Annotated in this window: 16 protein-coding genes; 6 read left to right on the top strand and 10 right to left on the bottom strand. The window is 63.9% G+C overall.

Annotation, left to right across the window (positions count from 1 at the left end; translation table 11 throughout):
* Positions 1-24: 24 nt before the first annotated feature.
* Positions 25-1275, top strand: coding sequence for an Hsp70 family protein (locus tag NCR39_RS11885; RefSeq protein ID WP_250452371.1), 1251 nt, complete (start codon positions 25-27; stop codon positions 1273-1275).
* 63 nt (positions 1276-1338) lie between these two features.
* Here NCR39_RS11885 and NCR39_RS11880 read toward each other — a convergent pair whose 3' ends face one another.
* Positions 1339-1542: a cold-shock protein gene (locus NCR39_RS11880; RefSeq protein ID WP_016346375.1), complete on the bottom strand. Its 204-nt coding sequence runs from the start codon at positions 1540-1542 to the stop codon at positions 1339-1341.
* Between the two features lie 447 nt (positions 1543-1989).
* Here NCR39_RS11880 and NCR39_RS11875 point away from each other — a divergent pair, with 447 nt between their 5' ends.
* Positions 1990-3582: an APC family permease gene (locus NCR39_RS11875; protein ID WP_250452370.1), complete on the top strand. Its 1593-nt coding sequence runs from the start codon at positions 1990-1992 to the stop codon at positions 3580-3582.
* Between the two features lie 91 nt (positions 3583-3673).
* On the opposite strand, the gene NCR39_RS11870 is transcribed toward NCR39_RS11875, so the two are convergent.
* The 7 genes from NCR39_RS11870 to NCR39_RS11840 form a co-directional block, all read right to left on the bottom strand.
* The gene (locus NCR39_RS11870) at positions 3674-4459 is read right to left on the bottom strand and encodes a DODA-type extradiol aromatic ring-opening family dioxygenase (RefSeq protein ID WP_250452369.1); all 786 of its coding nucleotides are present in this window, start codon (positions 4457-4459) and stop codon (positions 3674-3676) included.
* Positions 4460-4554: 95 nt separating this feature from the next.
* Positions 4555-5154: a UbiX family flavin prenyltransferase gene (locus tag NCR39_RS11865; protein WP_250452368.1), complete on the bottom strand. Its 600-nt coding sequence runs from the start codon at positions 5152-5154 to the stop codon at positions 4555-4557.
* A gap of 8 nt (positions 5155-5162) precedes the next feature.
* Positions 5163-5474, bottom strand: coding sequence for a Grx4 family monothiol glutaredoxin (grxD, locus tag NCR39_RS11860; RefSeq protein ID WP_040050005.1), 312 nt, complete (start codon positions 5472-5474; stop codon positions 5163-5165).
* 79 nt (positions 5475-5553) lie between these two features.
* Complete coding sequence (prmC, locus tag NCR39_RS11855; RefSeq protein WP_250452367.1) at positions 5554-6381, bottom strand: peptide chain release factor N(5)-glutamine methyltransferase; 828 nt, start codon at positions 6379-6381, stop codon at positions 5554-5556.
* Complete coding sequence (prfA, locus tag NCR39_RS11850) at positions 6378-7460, bottom strand: peptide chain release factor 1 (protein WP_040050007.1); 1083 nt, start codon at positions 7458-7460, stop codon at positions 6378-6380. The genes prmC and prfA overlap by 4 nt, the downstream gene beginning before the upstream one ends.
* Positions 7461-7554: 94 nt before the next feature.
* On the bottom strand, positions 7555-8850 hold the full coding sequence (gene hemA, locus NCR39_RS11845; protein ID WP_250452366.1) for a glutamyl-tRNA reductase: 1296 nt from the start codon (positions 8848-8850) through the stop codon (positions 7555-7557).
* 170 nt (positions 8851-9020) lie between these two features.
* Positions 9021-9833 carry a galactosyltransferase-related protein gene (locus NCR39_RS11840; protein ID WP_250452365.1) on the bottom strand — a complete coding sequence of 271 codons (813 nt, stop codon included), beginning with the start codon at positions 9831-9833 and terminating at the stop codon, positions 9021-9023.
* 201 nt (positions 9834-10034) lie between these two features.
* Here NCR39_RS11840 and NCR39_RS11835 point away from each other — a divergent pair, with 201 nt between their 5' ends.
* Genes NCR39_RS11835 through NCR39_RS11820 form a run of 4 tightly spaced genes read left to right on the top strand, consistent with a single transcriptional unit; the run spans position 10035 to position 13372 of the window.
* Positions 10035-10307 (top strand): hypothetical protein, encoded by a 273-nt coding sequence (locus tag NCR39_RS11835; RefSeq protein ID WP_250452364.1) that lies wholly within the window; start codon positions 10035-10037, stop codon positions 10305-10307.
* A gap of 50 nt (positions 10308-10357) precedes the next feature.
* Positions 10358-12187, top strand: a complete 1830-nt coding sequence (locus NCR39_RS11830; RefSeq protein WP_250452363.1) for an aminopeptidase P family protein — start codon at positions 10358-10360, stop codon at positions 12185-12187.
* 13 nt (positions 12188-12200) lie between these two features.
* Positions 12201-12752 (top strand): isochorismatase family protein, encoded by a 552-nt coding sequence (locus tag NCR39_RS11825; RefSeq protein ID WP_250452362.1) that lies wholly within the window; start codon positions 12201-12203, stop codon positions 12750-12752.
* The gene (locus NCR39_RS11820; RefSeq protein ID WP_250452361.1) at positions 12749-13372 is read left to right on the top strand and encodes an HAD family hydrolase; all 624 of its coding nucleotides are present in this window, start codon (positions 12749-12751) and stop codon (positions 13370-13372) included. Before NCR39_RS11825 ends, NCR39_RS11820 begins: the two co-directional genes overlap by 4 nt.
* Here the strand turns inward: NCR39_RS11820 and NCR39_RS11815 are convergent, their stop codons facing one another.
* Positions 13373-14497: a DUF748 domain-containing protein gene (locus NCR39_RS11815; protein WP_250452360.1), complete on the bottom strand. Its 1125-nt coding sequence runs from the start codon at positions 14495-14497 to the stop codon at positions 13373-13375. It abuts the gene before it with no gap.
* 135 nt (positions 14498-14632) lie between these two features.
* A complete protein-coding gene (gene ettA, locus NCR39_RS11810; protein ID WP_250452359.1) occupies positions 14633-16300 on the bottom strand; it encodes an energy-dependent translational throttle protein EttA in 1668 nt (555 codons plus the stop codon).
* Between the last annotated feature and the right edge of the window lie 245 nt (positions 16301-16545).

Raw genomic sequence — 16545 nt, 5'->3', positions numbered from 1 at the left:
CCCCGCGACGCCGCCGCAAATCCCATGAATTACTGCGCGATCGATTTCGGCACGTCGAATTCCGCCGTTGCCTTGCCCGACGGCCTGCGTATGCGGCTCGCGCCCGTCGAAGGCGACGCGACCACGCTGCCGACCGCCGTGTTCTTCAACACCGACGAGAACAACCAGTGCTACGGCCGCGCGGCGCTGGAGGCGTACATCGACGGTTTCGACGGCCGCCTGATGCGCTCGATGAAGAGCATTCTCGGCTCACCGCTTGCCGACAACGTCACCGATCTCGGCGACGGCTCGGCTATCAAATATACCGACGTCATCACGCTGTTCCTGCAGCATCTGAAGCAGAAGGCGCAGGCGGTGGCCGCCGAGCCGCTGACGCGCGCGGTGCTGGGCCGCCCGGTGTTCTTCGTCGACGACGATCCGCGCGCCGACCGCATGGCGCAAAAGCAGCTCGAAGCGTGCGCGCATGCCGTCGGCTTCAGCGAGATTCATTTTCAGTATGAACCGATCGCCGCCGCGTTCGACTACGAAGCGCGTCTCACGCAAGAAGGGCTCGTGCTGGTCGCGGATATCGGCGGCGGTACGTCGGACTTTTCGCTCGTGCGCGTCGGGCCGGAGCGCGCGCGTCATCTGGACCGCAAAGGCGACGTGCTCGCGCATCACGGCGTGCATGTAGCCGGCACGGACTTCGACCGGCGCGTGGAACTCGCGACCATTCTGCGTCAGCTCGGTTATCAGGCGCTCGACCCGCAAGGCCGCGAAGTGCCGAATCGCGTGTATTTCGATCTCGCGACGTGGCATTTGATCAATACGGTCTATGGGCCGAAGCGCGTCGGCGAGTTGCGGCTCATGCGTCATCTTTACGTCGAGCCGCGTCATCACGACCGGCTGATGCGCGTCGTCGATCGCCGGCTCGGGCACGCGCTGACCGCGCACGCGGAAGAAGCGAAGATCGACGTATCGGCGGGCGGCGTGACGGAGATCGACATGGAGGAAATCGAGGAAGCGCTGCGCGTGCCGTTCGACGAGCAGCAATTGATCGACGCGGGGCAGGACGAGACGCGGCGTATCGTCGATACGGCGCTCGAGACGGTGAAGCGCGCGGGCGTCGGCGCGGCGGATGTCGGCGCGGTTTATTTCACCGGCGGCACGACCGGCCTGCGCTTTCTCTCGGATGCGCTCGCGGCGGCATTTCCCGGCGCGCAGCCGGTGTTCGGCGACCGGCTCGCGAGCGTGGCGACCGGACTCGGCATCTACGCGCAGCGCGTATTCGCCTGATAATTCCGGCGCACCAATGCAAAAACCCCGCATGCGCGGGGTTTTTTCTTGAACTCAGCAGGCTTAGGCCGGCTTGATGTTCGCAGCTTGCTTGCCCTTCGGGCCAGTCTTCACTTCGTAGGTCACCTTCTGGTTTTCCTGAAGCGTCTTGAAGCCTTCGATGCGGATTTCCGAGAAGTGCGCGAACAGGTCTTCGCCGCCGCCATCCGGGGTGATGAAGCCAAAGCCCTTTGCGTCATTGAACCACTTGACGGTACCGGTTTCCATATTACTTATTCCAAAAAATTTGATGATTAAGGCCGAAGCCAGGGGTGCATGAAAATCAAGGAAGGGGCAATGGGACCAACCGGAGTACCGTAATGGCGAACTACGAAAGAACCACTTCACTCGCCACTTGAAATCCTGCAAGAAGGTTTATACGGCGAAACCATTTCGCGGTCAAATAATATCCGACCAGTCTGAGGGGGTTTTTTTGAGACAGGTTGCCGATCCTTCCATGAACCGACTTTTCGCCCGCCGTCCGTCACTTGCCCGTTAAAAAAGGGTGTTTCCTGACAGACTGCACTGCATTAGAAAGGTGCAACCGTTAAACTACGCGCCTCGTTAGAGGGGTTGCACCAGCGTCGCTGGATCGTCGGTTCGGTTGCCGGCATCCCGGCGGGCGCGGCTTGCCGTGTTCGACTCGCGGGCGACGCGAGACATTGGAGAAGGATAGTGAAGAGTTCGATACAAAGAAATATCGGGCCGTTGGCGCTCATGCTGACCGGCCTTGGATCCATCATCGGTTCGGGGTGGCTGTTCGGAGCCTGGAAAGCATCGCAGATTGCCGGTCCCGCCGCGATCTGCGCTTGGGTGATCGGCGCGGTCGTCATTCTGGCCATCGCGCTGACCTACGCTGAATTGGGCGCGATGTTCCCCGAGTCCGGCGGCATGGTGCGTTACGCGCGTTATTCGCATGGCGCGCTCGTCGGTTTCATCGCGGCGTGGGCGAACTGGATCGCCATCGTGTCGGTGATTCCGATCGAAGCGGAAGCATCGATTCAATATATGAGCACCTGGCCCTACGACTGGGCGCACGCGCTCTTCGTGAACGAGACGCTGACCACGAGCGGCCTCGCGCTGTCCGCGTTGCTCGTGATCATCTACTTCATGCTCAATTACTGGGGCGTGAAAGTGTTCGCGCGCGCGAATACCGCCATCACCATCTTCAAGTTCCTGATTCCTGGCGCGACCATCGCCGGTCTCGTGTTCTCGGGATTCCATGCGGAGAACTTCGGCACCGCGTCGAACTTCGCGCCCTACGGCTGGCCGGCCGTGCTGACGGCGGTGGCGACGAGCGGCATCGTGTTCAGCTTCAACGGCTTTCAGAGCCCGGTGAATCTGGCGGGCGAAGCGCGTCATCCGGCGCGCAGCGTGCCGTTCGCGGTGGTCGGATCCATCCTGATCGCGCTCGTGATCTACGTGCTGCTGCAGATCGCGTATATCGGCGCGGTGAATCCGGGCGATGTCGCGCAGGGCTGGAAGCACTTCCACTTCGCGTCGCCGTTCGCCGAACTGGCGATCGCGCTGAATCTGAACTGGCTCGCCGTGCTGCTCTACATCGATGCGTTCGTCAGCCCGAGCGGCACCGGCACGACCTACATGGCGACGACCACGCGCATGATCTACGCGATGGAGCGCAACAACACGATGCCGAAGATGTTCGGCAACGTGCATCCGTTCTACGGCGTGCCGCGTCAGGCAATGTGGTTCAACCTGATCGTCGCGTTCATCTTCATGTTCTTCTTCCGCGGCTGGGGCACGCTCGCGGCGGTCATTTCGGTGGCGACGGTCATTTCGTATCTGACCGGCCCGATCAGCCTGATGGCGCTGCGCCGCTCCGCGCCGGATCTGGATCGTCCGCTGACGCTGCCGCTGATGGGCGTGATCGCGCCGTTCGCGTTCGTGTGCGCATCGCTCGTGCTGTATTGGGCGAAGTGGCCGCTGACCGGGCACATCATTCTGCTGATGGTCGTCGCGCTGCCGGTGTACTTCTACTTTCAGGCCAAGACGGGTTTCGCCGGCTGGGGCCGCGATCTGAAGGCGGCGTGGTGGCTGATCGGCTATTTGCCGTCGATGGCGGTGATGTCGCTTATCGGCAGCAAGGAATTCGGCGGAAGCGGGCTGCTGCCGTACGGCTGGGATATGGCCGTGGTGGCGGTGCTGTCGCTGATTTTCTACTACTGGGGCGTGCACACCGGTTATCGCACGGATTACCTCACCGAGCGCGAAAGCCGCGACGACATTCTTCATGAAGTCGGCGCGTAAGCTGCCTCGGTTCTAGCGACCGCGGGTAAAACGGAAGCCCGCCTGAGCGATCAGGCGGGCTTCTTTCTTTTCAGCCATGTCCGGGCGACGTTCAGGCGTCCGTGAACACATAGTTCGTCATCGCGAGCGCGCGCTGGAACGTGCCGAGCGACTGCACGCCCAGCCGATAATCGTCCGCCGCCGCGCCGAGCGCGCCGAACACCGGCAGCAAATGCTCGTCGGTCGGATGCATCAGCGCGGCGTGCGGCGCGCGGGCGCGGTAATCGAGGAGGGCATCGATATCGCGTGCGGCGAGGCGCGCTTCGAACCAGTCGGTGAACTCGGCGACGCGCGGGTCCGCATCTTCCGGACGCGCGCTGAAATCGGCCATGCGCAGATTGTGCGTGATCTGCCCGGAACCGACGATCATCACGCCGTCATCGCGCAACTCGCGCAGCGCCCGGCCAACGCGAAAGTGATGCGCGGGGTCGCGGCGCGGCTGAATCGAAAGTTGCGCGACGGGAACGTCGGCGTCGGGGAACATGAGCAGCAGCGGCACCCACGCGCCGTGGTCCAGCCCGTGGATGGTCGTCGCGGCCGCGATGCCGTCCTCGCCGAGCAGCGCGGCGGCGCGTCTCGCGACGTCCGGCGCGCCCGGCGCGGGATAGCGCAGTTCATACAGCGCGCGCGGAAAGCCGTAGAAATCGTGGATGGTATCCGGCCGCTCCGCAGTGCTCGCGACCGGCTCGCCGGTGCCCCAGTGCGCGGACAGCATCAAAATGGCGCGGGGGCGCGGCAAGGTCGCGGCGAGCGACGCGAATCCGCCGGACGGCATCGACGGGTCGATCGGCAGCGTCGGCGCGCCGTGGGAAATAAAGACGGTGGGAAATCGGCTCATGGCAGCGATCCAAAGTTGATGCCATGAATGTACGGCTTGCCGCGCCGTTTATAAACGGCGGTGTAGGCAATGAATTGTGTCCGTACAGTTGCTAATTAGTCGGTTTCGCCGCGCATTCCCTGCCACGCAGCCGCCACAGGCTGCGCAACGCCAAGCAGATCGACGACGCGATCGACCGTGTGATCCACCATTTCGTCGATGGACGCGGGCTTGTGATAGAACGCCGGCAGCGGCGGAAAGATCACGCCGCCCATTTCCGTTACGGACGTCATGTTGCGCAGATGCGCGAGGTTGAACGGCGTTTCGCGCACGAGCAGCACGAGCCGGCGACGTTCCTTGAGGACGACATCGGCGGCGCGGGTGATGAGGTTGTCGGAGAGACCGTGCGCGACGCTCGCGAGCGTGCGCATCGAACAGGGCGCGACGATCATGCCGTCGGTCGCGAAAGAACCGGACGCGATGCTCGCGCCGACATCGCGCGGATTGTGGACGACGTCCGCGAGCGCGTGGACGTCGGCTTTATCGAGATCGAGTTCGTGCTGGATATTCAGCCAGCCGGCGGGCGAAACGAGCAAATGCGTTTCGACGCCGCCCAGACGGCGCAGCGTCTCGAGCAGACGCACGCCGTAGATCGCGCCCGAGGCGCCGGTAATCGCGACGATCAGCCGTCGCTTTGCGGCAGCGGGCGCATTCACTTGCGAACTCAGGCAGCGGCGAAGAGCTGCTGCAGTTCGCCCGACTGATACATCTCCATCATGATGTCCGATCCGCCGATGAACTCGCCGTTCACATAAAGCTGCGGAATGGTCGGCCAGTTGGAGAATTCCTTGATGCCCTGGCGGATGCCGTCGTCTTCGAGGACGTTCACCGTCATGATCTGATCGACGCCGCACGCCTTCAGCACCTGAATGGCGCGGCCGGAGAAGCCGCACATCGGGAATTGCGCCGTGCCTTTCATGAAAAGGACGACCGGGTTTTGATCGACGATCTGCTTGATGCGTTCTTGCGTATCCATGGCGTTCCTGCGCTTGAATGTCGGTTGGACTTGGGTCTTGAAATGATAGCGGATTTCGCCTGCGCGGTTCGGCGCCGGTTCAGCCGATAAACGCGCCGCCGCTCGTACGCTCGATGCCCGCGAGATCGCGAACGGAGCGGACATCGGTGAAGCCGCGCGCGGTCAGCAACTGGCGCACGGCGTCGGCCTGATCGTAGCCGTGCTCGATCCACAGCACGCCGCCGGGCGCGAGCAGCAGCGGCGCCGTATCGATGATGATGCGAATAGCGGAAAGGCCGTCGGCGTCGTCGGTGAGCGCGCCGCGCGGCTCGAAGCGCAAATCGCCTTGCGTGAGATGCGGATCGTCTTTCGCGATATACGGCGGATTGCTCGCGATGACCTCGAAGCGCAGCGACGGATCGACCTTCGCGGTCCAGTCGCTTTCGATGAACGTCACCGCGTGCGCCGCACCGAGCAGCGTGCGCGCGTTGCGCCGCGCGATACCGAGCGCGGCGGGCGAGCGGTCGATTGCCCAGACGCGCGCATCCGGGCGGGCGTGCGCGATCGAAATCGCGATCGCGCCGGTTCCCGTGCCGAGATCGAGCACGCCCGCATTCGGCGTATCCGCGATGGCGTCGAGCGCCGTTTCCACCAGCAACTCCGTTTCCGGGCGCGGAATCAGCACGTCCGGCGACACCTCGAATTCGAGACCGAAGAACTCGCGCTTGCCGGTCAGTTGCGCGATCGGCTCGCCGTTCAGACGCCGCTGCGCCAGCGCCTCGAAACGCGCTACGGCTTTTGCATCGAGCGATTCATGGTCGCGCGTGATCAGCTGCGTGCGACGCCAGCCGAGCACGTGCATCAACAGCACGCGCGTTTCCAGCGCGGGCAGCCGCGAGGCGCGAAGCAGATCCGCTGCGGTCGTCACTCGGCTTCCCCGAGCGCCGCAAGCTGCTCCGCCTGATGCTCGGACACGAGCGCGCCGATCAGTTCGTCGAGATCGCCGTCCATGATGTATTCGAGCTTGTAGAGCGTCAGGTTGATGCGGTGATCCGTCATGCGCCCTTGCGGAAAGTTGTAGGTGCGGATGCGCTCGGAGCGGTCGCCGGAACCGATCAGGCTCTTGCGCGTCGCGGCTTCCTTCGCGTGCTGCTCGTGATACTGCTTGTCCTTGATGCGCGCGGCGAGCACTTTCAGCGCGCGATCCTTGTTCTTGTGCTGCGAGCGGTCGTCCTGACATTCGACGACGATGCCCGTCGGCAAGTGCGTCACGCGCACGGCCGAATCCGTCTTGTTGATGTGCTGCCCGCCCGCGCCCGACGCGCGGAACGTATCGATGCGCAAATCGGCCGGATTGATGACGACCTCGCTGATTTCATCGGCTTCGGGCATTACCGCGACGGTACACGCCGACGTGTGAATGCGGCCTTGCGTTTCCGTCGCCGGCACGCGCTGCACGCGATGGCCGCCCGATTCGAACTTGAGCCGCGAATACGCGCCTTGGCCCGCGAGCCGCACGATGACTTCCTTGTAGCCGCCGAGATCGGAGACGCTTTCGGACATCGTCTCGGCGGTCCAGCGGTTGCGCTCCGCGTAGCGCAGGTACATGCGCAGCAGGTCGCCCGCGAACAGCGCCGATTCGTCGCCGCCCGTGCCCGCGCGGATTTCGATGAAGATGTTGCGGTCGTCGTTCGGATCTTTCGGCAGGAGCATCGTCTGCAATTCGCTTTCGATCTTCGCCATGCGCTCGCGCGCCTCGCCGATTTCCTCTTCGGCGAAATCGCGCATCGAAGGATCGGAGAGCAATTCCTGCGCGGTCGCTTCGTCGTTGAGCGCCTGACGCCAGAGCGCGTATTGATCGACGATCGGACTGATTTCCGCGTGTTCGCGCGTGAGCTTGCGATATTGGTCCATGTCGGACGTCACGTCTTCGCGGCTCAGCAGTTCGTTGAGATCGACCTGCCGTTTTGCAAGCTGGTCGAGCTTGCTTTGCATGCTCGTTTTCATCGGGCGGAAATGGAGGCTGCGCTCCAGGAAAGACTGCAATCGGGACGCTGCCGCGCAAAGCGCGAAAGCATGGGAAATAGCGAAGAGGACGCCGCTAACGGTCCGACGATTCGGACGACGATCCGTGGCGGTAGAAGCCGCTCATCAGGTCGATGAGCTGGTCGCGCTCTTCGCGGCCCGCGCGGTTGAGCGCGTGCGTGGGGCCGTGAATGAGCTTGTTCGTGAGCGATTGCGACAGCGCTTCGAGCACGGCGGCGGGATCGTCGCCGCGCGCGAGCATCTTGCGCGCGCGTTCGACTTCGGCGCGGCGCAGCGCGTCGGCCTGCGTGTGCATGTGGCGGATGACCGGCACGATGCTGCGCGCGTCCAGCCACTGCATGAAGTTCGCGACGCGCGTTTCGATGATCGATTCGGCCTGCGCGACGGCGGCTTGCCGCGACGCATTGCCTTCGCGGACGATGGCGCCGAGGTCGTCGACGGTATAGAGAAACACGTCCTGCAGATTGCCGACTTCCGGCTCGATGTCGCGCGGCACGGCGAGATCGACCATGAAAATAGGACGATGCCGGCGCGCCTTCACCGCGCGCTCGACCGCGCCGAGACCGATGATCGGCAGCGTGGACGCGGTGCACGACACGATGATGTCGAACTCGTGCATGCGCGCGGGCAGGTCGGACAGCGGAATGGCGCGGCCGTTGAAGCGCCCGGCGAGCTTTTCGCCGCGCTCGGCCGTGCGATTCGCGACGACCAGTTCTCGCGGATTCTGCGCGGCGAAGTGCGTGGCGCACAGTTCGATCATTTCGCCCGCGCCGATGAACAGCACGCGCTGGCTCGACACGTTCTCGAAAATGCGCTGCGCGAGGCGCACGGCGGCGGCGGCCATCGACACGGACTGCGCGCCGATCTCGGTCGTCGAGCGCACTTCCTTCGCGACCGCGAACGTGCGCTGGAAAAGCTGGTTCAGATACGTGCCGAGGGCACCGGCTTCGGACGCGGTGCGCACGGCGTCCTTCATTTGTCCGACGATCTGCGTTTCACCGAGCACCATCGAGTCCAGCCCCGACGCGACGCGGAACGCGTGGCGCACGGCCTCCGACTGCGGCAGCGCGTACACGTGCGGCGCGAGTTCGGACACGGGCAGATTGTGATACTGCGAAAGCCAGTGGACGGCGGCTTCGCGGGCGGCGGTGTCGTCGGTTGCGCAGTAGAGTTCGGTGCGATTGCAGGTCGAAAGGATGGCCGCTTCGGGCGCTGCCTTGACCTTCGGACCGAGCCAGACGTCCTTCAGCGCGGAAAGCGCCGGCTTGATTTGTTCGAGCGGAAACGCCACGCGTTCGCGCAAGGCGACAGGCGCAGTGTGGTGATTGATTCCGATCGTGAGGAGCTGCATGTACTTATGCGTTCGGCCTAAGCCGTTGGCCTTTCAGATAGCCCAATATTATAGCGTTTTACGAATCCGTTCATTTATACGCGGCATTCGGGGCCGGACCGCACGCCGCCGCGCCTCTGTTCGTGGGAAAGCGACGTTTCTTGAGCGCGACAATCGACCGCACAGCGCTTTCAATTGAAGAACTTCGCGAGTTCGGCGGCGCGGGCTTCGAGTTCCGCGAGCGGCATCGCGCCGGTTCGCGCGGCGGCTTCGCGATTGCGCTGCGCGGCCGCGATGGCGTCGCGCCGTGAAGCCGCATCGTGGTGAAGATGAAAGAGTGCGGCGCGTTGCTCCGGGACGGAATGCCAGCGCACGCCGAGGCGGGTCGCGCGCGTGAGAAGGTCGTCGTCCTCGCCGCCCCAGCCGATGAATTGCGGATCGTAACCGCCGACGCGCCTATATTCCGCGCGCTTGATCAGCACGATTCCGCCCGCCGTGTTTGCATAAAGCAGTTCCATTTCTTCCGGTAAATCAGCTTCGAGATACGGTTTCAACGCCGAATAGTTTCCGGAGCGAATAAATGCTTCTCTGAACGCGCCGGCGACATTAATCACGCGCAAGAACGGACAAAGCGCGTCGCTATGAGCGCCGTCTCGAAGTGCATTGACGCAAGCGGGAAATAAATCCGGATTGGCGACCATGTCGGCATCGTGAAAGCAGATGACATCGCCCGTGCAGAGTTTCGCGCCGAGGTTGCACAGCCTCGCCCGCGCGAACGGGCCGTCGTCGTGAATGAAGAGATGGCGGATTCTCTCGTCGCCAAAACCGGACCAATGGAACGTGGGCGTCGCGTCCGCTTCGATCAGATAAACGGTGTAATCCGAGTACGTCGAGTCCAGATGACGCAGCACGCCGCGAAGATTGTCGCGCCGTTCCTGCGTCGCGCCGCGATACGTCATGATCAGTTCGAGACCGCCGAGGGAAATCAGGCTGTTTTCGCTCATGATGCGTTGCGTCCGGATATCGCCGTCGACTAAGCGGGCAATTCTCGATAAGCGATCGATTCACTCATTCTAGGCATATTCAGCTTCCCGTTTATCTCGATTTCGGACCGCTTGCCATCGCCAACCTGGCCCCCTAAACTCATCCGCTTAACCCGGCGCCCGCGCCGTTTCTTAATCGAAGCCAATGGAGCTGCGCGCCCGATGAGCTGGATCGGCATGATTTTTCTCGGCGCGGTGATCGGCGCGGCGGCCTGGTGGCTGCATCCGCTGCGGCGCGCCGGCCGTGTCGGGCCGGGCGCGGCGGGGCGCATCTGGACCGCCGTCGTGGCGGGCGTGCTGGCGGCCGTCGTCGCGCGCATGTTCGGCAATATCGTCGATGTCTATCACGACGGCGACACGCTCGAATGGTTCGCGTGCACGCTCTTCGCGCTCTTCGTCGTCACGGCGACTGTCGCGCTGGCGGGGCGCCGCTAATTTCCATCGCATCTCCATCGCATCTCATTCGGCATTCAAGGCAGGTCATCATGAACGATCGCGTTGCAACTTCCGCCACTCCCGACGCCGCGACTTTCGCCCGGCGCATCGACACGCTGCGTCGCCGGCTGGCGGCGGACCGGTTCGACGCCGTGCTCGTGCCATCGGCCGATCCGCATCTTTCCGAGTATTTGCCCGCGCGCTGGCAAGGGCGCCAGTGGTTGTCGGGCTTCACCGGTTCGGTCGGCACGCTCGTGGTGACGCAGGATTTCGCGGGCGTCTGGGTCGATAGCCGCTACTGGACGCAGGCCGAAACGCAACTCGCCGGCACCGGCATCGTGCTGATGAAGATGATGGGCGGACAGCAGACCGCGCCGCACGTCGAATGGCTCGCGGAGAACGTTCCGGCGGGCGGCGTCGTCGCGGTCGATGGCGCGGTGCTCGGCGTCGCGGCGGCGCGCGCGCTGTCCGATGCGCTGACTGCGCGCGGCGTCGCGCTGCGCACGGACGTGGATGTGCTCGATTCCGTCTGGCCGGAGCGCGCCGGCCTGCCCGATGCGCCCGTCTACGAACACGCCGCGCCGCACGCGAGCGTCGCCCGCGCGGACAAGCTCGCGAAAATCCGCGAGGCGATGCGCGCGAAGGGCGCGCAATGGCATTTCGTCTCGACGCTCGACGACCTCGCCTGGCTCTTCAACCTGCGCGGCGGCGACGTGAGCTACAACCCGGTGTTCGTCGCGCATGCGCTCGTCGGGCTGGACGACGCGACGATCTTCGTCGCCGACGGCAAGACGCCGGACGCGCTGAAGAAAGCCCTCGCGCGCGACAACGTGCGCGTCGCGCCGTACGCCAGCGCGCCGCAGGCGCTCGCGGCCGTGCCCGCCGGCGCGACGCTGCTCGTCGATCCGCGCCGCATCACGCATGGCTTGCTGGAGAAAGTGGCGGCGGGCGTGAAGATCGTGGAAGCGGTGAATCCGTCGACGTTCGAAAAGTCGCGCAAGACGCCTGCGGAGGCCGAGCACATCCGCGCGACGATGGAGCTGGACGGCGCCGCGCTCGCCGAATTCTTCGCGTGGTTCGAGGACGCGCTGGGCCGCGAGCGCATCACGGAACTGACGATCGACGAGAAACTGACGGCGGCGCGCGCGCGTCGGCCGGGCTTCGTGACGCTGAGTTTCGCGACCATCGCCGGCTTCAACGCGAACGGCGCGATGCCGCATTACCGCGCGACGGAGGCGTCGCATTCGGTGATCGAAGGCAACGGGTTGCTGCTGATCGATTCCGGCGGTCAATATCTGAGCGGCACGACGGACATCACGCGCGTCGTGCCCATCGGCGAGGTCACGGCGGAGCAGAAGCGCGATTTCACGATCGTGCTGAAGGGAACGATGGCGCTTTCACGCGCGCGTTTTCCGCGCGGCATCCGTTCGCCGATGCTCGATTCGATCGCGCGCGCGCCGATTTGGGAAGCGGGCGCGGATTACGGGCACGGCACGGGCCACGGCGTCGGCTATTTCCTGAACGTGCACGAGGGGCCGCAGGTGATTTCGCATTACGCGCCCGCCGAACCGTGGACGGCGATGGAAGAGGGCATGATCACGTCGATCGAGCCGGGGATTTATCGGCCGGGCAAGTGGGGCATCCGCATCGAAAATCTGGTGATGAATCAGAGCGCGGGGAAGACGGAATTCGGCGATTTCCTGTCGTTCGAAACGCTGACGCTGTGCCCGATCGATACGCGCTGCATCGACCTTTCGCTGTTGCGCGACGACGAGCGCGCGTGGCTCAATGCGTACCACGAGACGGTGCGCCGGCGTGTGTCGCCGCTGGTCGAGGGCGCGGCGAAGGCGTGGCTGGAGAAGCGGACGGTGGCGGTTTGAAAACGGAGCGTTGATGAGCAAAGTGGCGGTCATCGTGGTCGACGTGCAGGAGATGTTCTTCGGCGCGGCCAAACCCGCGTATCGCGCGAACGAAGTGATCGGCGGCATCAATCGGCTGACGGCGGCGGCGCGCGCGACGAACGCGCCGGTGTTCATCGTCCAGCACGAAAGCGACGCAAGCGGACCGCTCGCGCGAGGCAGCGATGCCTGGCGATTGCCCGCGTCGCTCGTGTGCGAGCCGGGCGACGAAGTCATCCACAAGACGGTCGGCGATTCCTTCCAGAACACACCGCTCGCGGAGCGCCTTCGCGCGAAGGACGTCGATACCGTGGTGATCTGCGGCTACGCGTCGGAGTTTTGCGTCAACGCGACTGCGCGCCGCGCCGAACGCGACGGCATCGCAACGATCATCGCGTCCGATCTTCACACGACGCACGACAAGCCGCACCTCGCCGCCCCGGGAATCGTCGAGCATCAGAATTTCGTCTGGTCGAATTCGTCGATGTCGGGCAACGGCGTGAAGGTGCGCTTGCTCGCGGATATTTTGCAAATGGAGTTCGCATGACCATCAAAGCAGTAGTTTTCGATTTCGGCGGCGTGCTGATCGACTGGAACCGTGACTATCTCTACCGGCAACTGATCCCGAACGAAACCGAGCGCCGCTGGTTTCTCGATAACGTCTGCAAGATGGACTGGGTCGTGCAGCAGGACGGCGGGCAAAGCATCGAGGAAGGCACCGCCGAACTCGTCGCGCTTTATCCCGAGCACGAAGCGCTGATTCGCGCGTTCTATGCGCGCTGGCACGAAATGGTGGCGGGCGTGCTCGAAGAGGGCGTCGCGCTGGTCGATCGGCTGGACGCGGCCGGCGTGCCGCTTTTCGGGCTGACGAACTGGTCGGCGGAGACGTTTCCGTACGCGTGGGAGCGCTTCGACGTGCTGCGCCGTTTCAGGGAGATCATCGTGTCGGGGCGCGTCGGCGTCATCAAGCCGAATCCGCAGATTTTCGCGTTGATGCGCGCGGAAATCGAAAAGCATCTGCCGGGCATTCAGGCAAACGAACTCGTGTTCATCGACGACAATCTGCATAACGCCCAGGCCGCGACCGATCTCGGCTGGCACGGCGTTCATTACACCGGCGCGCTGGACACCGAAACGAAGCTGCGCGCGCTGAACGTGCCGATATAACTACTGCGAAAGCAGATTCTTCAGCGCGTTGCCGATTCCCCGCACCGTTTCGCCCGCGCCCTTCGCGACGCCTTCCGCGCTCACGCCCAGCGCCTTCGCGAAGCCCGCCGCGAGCTTCTTCGACAGACTCTCCGACAACGAAAACTTCGGATCGCGCAGATCGCCGTCGAGCACGAAGTCCAGCTTGATCTCGTCCTTGCGATCCTTCAGCGCGGCGATGGCGGCTTTTGTAGGGATGGAGAGGAACGTGTCGAGCGGGCCGCCGCCGTCGCTGATCTGCAAGTGATTCAGCGTGATCGAGCCGGGCGCGTGAATGCGATAGTCGCGCACGCCTGCGTCGATCGTCATGTCAATGGTGCCGCCCGTCACCGCGGCTTTCGCGCCCGCTTTCTTCAGCAGATACGGATCGAGCGTGGAAATATCGACGCTGCGCAGCGTCGCGCGCGTCTGCGAATCCTTGCTGGAAATGACCATCCAGCCGTCCCACGTGACCGTGCCCGTGTGCGACGGACCTTTGATCGAGCCGGTCATCGACAGCGACGTGCGCTCGGTCAGCGCCGGCAGATGCAGATGATCGACGGTCGCGCGCGCATCGCTGATGAGCACGCGATACGGCGGCTGCTGCACCGATGCGTCGTAGAACTCCATCGCGCCGCGCTCGAACGAAACGCGATCGATCTGCTTCTCTTCCTGCGCGTGCTGCGTGGCTTTATCGTCGGTTTTCGCGTCGGCGGCGCGCGCTGTTTCCTTGAGGCCGGGAAGAATGAGGACGCGGCCATCGGCGGCGCGCACGATCGACAGATAGTAGTTGTCGACGCTCACGCTGCGCAAATGCACGCGATTCGACAGCGCCGCGCGCATGTCCACGTCGAGCACGATGCGTTCCGCGCGCATCGCATCGCTGGCGGGCCAGCCTTTCGGGCCGCGCAGCCGTACGCGCGTGAGCGTGACGTGCCCGAATCCGACATCGATTTCATCGACGGAACCGTTCGACCCTAGCGTCTCGCGAATGCGCTCCTTCATCTGATGCGCGACGAAGAACCATCCGCCGATCGCCACCGCGATCACCGCGATGACGATTCCCACTGCCCACCGCGCTCCCCGCTGCGCGCCCGATGCCGCCATGTGTTGCGTCTCCCGTGCAAGTCATCGACCTGGCAAAACCGCCGCACAAACGAAAATGGCGACGTGCCCGAGACAGTCGCCATTTTCGTGCGCGGCGTCGGTGCGCGCCCCCGCATTGAGGCGCGCTTCGGCCGATCAGCGCGAGATCGGCTTGTAACGCAGGCGCTTCGGCTTCGCGCCTTCTTCGCCGAGGCGCTTGCGCTTGTCCGCCTCGTATTCCTGATAGTTGCCGTCGAAGAACTCGACGTGCGACTCGCCTTCGAACGCCAGGATGTGCGTCGCGATCCGGTCGAGGAACCAGCGATCGTGCGAGATCACCATCACCGAGCCGGCGAATTCCAGCAGCGCGTCTTCGAGCGCGCGCAGCGTTTCGACGTCGAGATCGTTCGACGGTTCGTCGAGCAGCAGCACGTTGCCGCCCGCGATCAGCGTCTTCGCGAGATGCAGCCGCCCGCGCTCGCCGCCCGACAGATTGCCGACGAGCTTTTGCTGGTCGCTGCCCTTGAAGTTGAATCGGCCGATATACGCGCGCGACGGCGTTTCGTACTTGCCGACCGTGAGCACATCGGCGCCGCCGGAGATTTCCTCGAACACGGTTTTGTCGGCGCCGAGCGCGTCGCGGCTTTGATCGACATAGGCGAGCTTGACCGTCGGCCCTTGGACGATCTCGCCCGAATCCGGCTGTTCGCGGCCCGTGAGCATGCGGAAGAGCGTCGATTTACCGGCGCCGTTCGGCCCGATGATGCCGACGATCGCGCCCGCCGGAATCTTCATGCTCAGGTTGTCGATCAGGAGACGATCGCCATACGCCTTGCTGACGTTCTTGAATTCGATGACTTCATTGCCCAGCCGGTCGCCGATCGGAATGAAGATTTCCTGCGTTTCGTTGCGCTTCTGGTATTCCTGGCTGTTGAGTTCCTCGAATCGCGCGATACGCGCCTTCGATTTCGCCTGGCGTCCCTTCGGATTCTGGCGCACCCATTCCAGTTCTTTCTTGATGGCCTTTTGACGCGCGGATTCGCTGGCTTCTTCCTGCTTCAGGCGGTCTTCCTTCTGATCGAGCCAGCTCGAATAGTTGCCCTTCCACGGAATGCCGTGGCCGCGGTCGAGTTCGAGAATCCATTCGGCGGCGTTATCGAGGAAGTAGCGATCGTGCGTCACGGCGACGACCGTGCCCGGATAGCGCGTCAGAAACTGCTCCAGCCATTCGACGGATTCGGCGTCGAGGTGGTTGGTCGGTTCGTCGAGCAGCAGCATGTCGGGCTTTTGCAGCAGCAGCTTGCACAGCGCGACGCGGCGCTTTTCCCCGCCCGACAGATGTTCGATTTTCGCGTCCCACGCGGGCAGGCGCAGCGCGTCGGCGGCGACTTCGAGCTGTTGTTCGGGGCTGCCGCCGTCGCTCGTCGAGAGGATGGCTTCGTACTTGGCCTGTTCGGCGGCGAGCGCGTCGAAGTCGGCATCGGGCTCGGCGTAGGCGGCGTAGATTTCGTCGAGCTTCTTTTGCGCCTGGAAGACGTCGCCAAGACCTTCCTCAACGGCCTGACGCACGGTCTGCTGCGGATCCAGTTGCGGCTCCTGCGGCAGATAGCCGATGTTCAGGTTCGGCATGGGCTGCGCTTCGCCCTCGATGTCCTTGTCGACGCCCGCCATGATGCGGATCAGCGTGGACTTGCCGGAACCGTTCAGCCCGAGCAGGCCGATCTTCGCGCCGGGGAAGAACGAGAGGGAAATGTCTTTCAGGATCTGACGCTTCGGCGGGACGATCTTGCCGACGCGGTTCATGGTGAAGACGTATTGGGCCATGTGGATGAGTGCGATGTGTGCGTTGATCGGGGACGGATACCGCATGCACGGAGGCGGGGCGGCGCATGCGCGGCGTGCTTCCCGTGCCGCCCGTTGACGATGCGACGATGCGGGCAGAAACAATCCCTCATTGTACTTCGGGGGCGTTCGTCGAGCGGGGCGTACGGCGTACGTCGCGGCTTCCGCAGTTCTCAGGGCTCGCGCAATACACGATGATATCGGCGCGGCGAGATGCCGCCTTTGAC

Source organism: Caballeronia sp. ATUFL_M2_KS44 (assembly GCF_023630965.1).
GTDB classification, from domain to species: domain Bacteria; phylum Pseudomonadota; class Gammaproteobacteria; order Burkholderiales; family Burkholderiaceae; genus Caballeronia; species Caballeronia concitans.
The sequence above is the reverse complement of the archived record's forward strand: the minus strand, read 5'-3'. Positions and strand labels throughout refer to the sequence as shown.

What these genes read in the sequence shown, in the direction of transcription:
- NCR39_RS11885 (WP_250452371.1), top strand. Translation starts at nt 25, where the DNA reads ATGAATTACTGCGCGATCGATTTCGGCACGTCGAATTCCGCCGTTGCC.
- NCR39_RS11880 (WP_016346375.1), bottom strand. Translation starts at nt 1,542, where the DNA reads ATGGAAACCGGTACCGTCAAGTGGTTCAATGACGCAAAGGGCTTTGGC.
- NCR39_RS11870 (WP_250452369.1), bottom strand. Translation starts at nt 4,459, where the DNA reads ATGAGCCGATTTCCCACCGTCTTTATTTCCCACGGCGCGCCGACGCTG.
- grxD (WP_040050005.1), bottom strand. Translation starts at nt 5,474, where the DNA reads ATGGATACGCAAGAACGCATCAAGCAGATCGTCGATCAAAACCCGGTC.
- prfA (WP_040050007.1), bottom strand. Translation starts at nt 7,460, where the DNA reads ATGAAAACGAGCATGCAAAGCAAGCTCGACCAGCTTGCAAAACGGCAG.
- hemA (WP_250452366.1), bottom strand. Translation starts at nt 8,850, where the DNA reads ATGCAGCTCCTCACGATCGGAATCAATCACCACACTGCGCCTGTCGCC.
- NCR39_RS11840 (WP_250452365.1), bottom strand. Translation starts at nt 9,833, where the DNA reads ATGAGCGAAAACAGCCTGATTTCCCTCGGCGGTCTCGAACTGATCATG.
- NCR39_RS11835 (WP_250452364.1), top strand. Translation starts at nt 10,035, where the DNA reads ATGAGCTGGATCGGCATGATTTTTCTCGGCGCGGTGATCGGCGCGGCG.
- NCR39_RS11830 (WP_250452363.1), top strand. Translation starts at nt 10,358, where the DNA reads ATGAACGATCGCGTTGCAACTTCCGCCACTCCCGACGCCGCGACTTTC.
- NCR39_RS11825 (WP_250452362.1), top strand. Translation starts at nt 12,201, where the DNA reads ATGAGCAAAGTGGCGGTCATCGTGGTCGACGTGCAGGAGATGTTCTTC.
- NCR39_RS11820 (WP_250452361.1), top strand. Translation starts at nt 12,749, where the DNA reads ATGACCATCAAAGCAGTAGTTTTCGATTTCGGCGGCGTGCTGATCGAC.
- NCR39_RS11815 (WP_250452360.1), bottom strand. Translation starts at nt 14,497, where the DNA reads ATGGCGGCATCGGGCGCGCAGCGGGGAGCGCGGTGGGCAGTGGGAATC.
- ettA (WP_250452359.1), bottom strand. Translation starts at nt 16,300, where the DNA reads ATGGCCCAATACGTCTTCACCATGAACCGCGTCGGCAAGATCGTCCCG.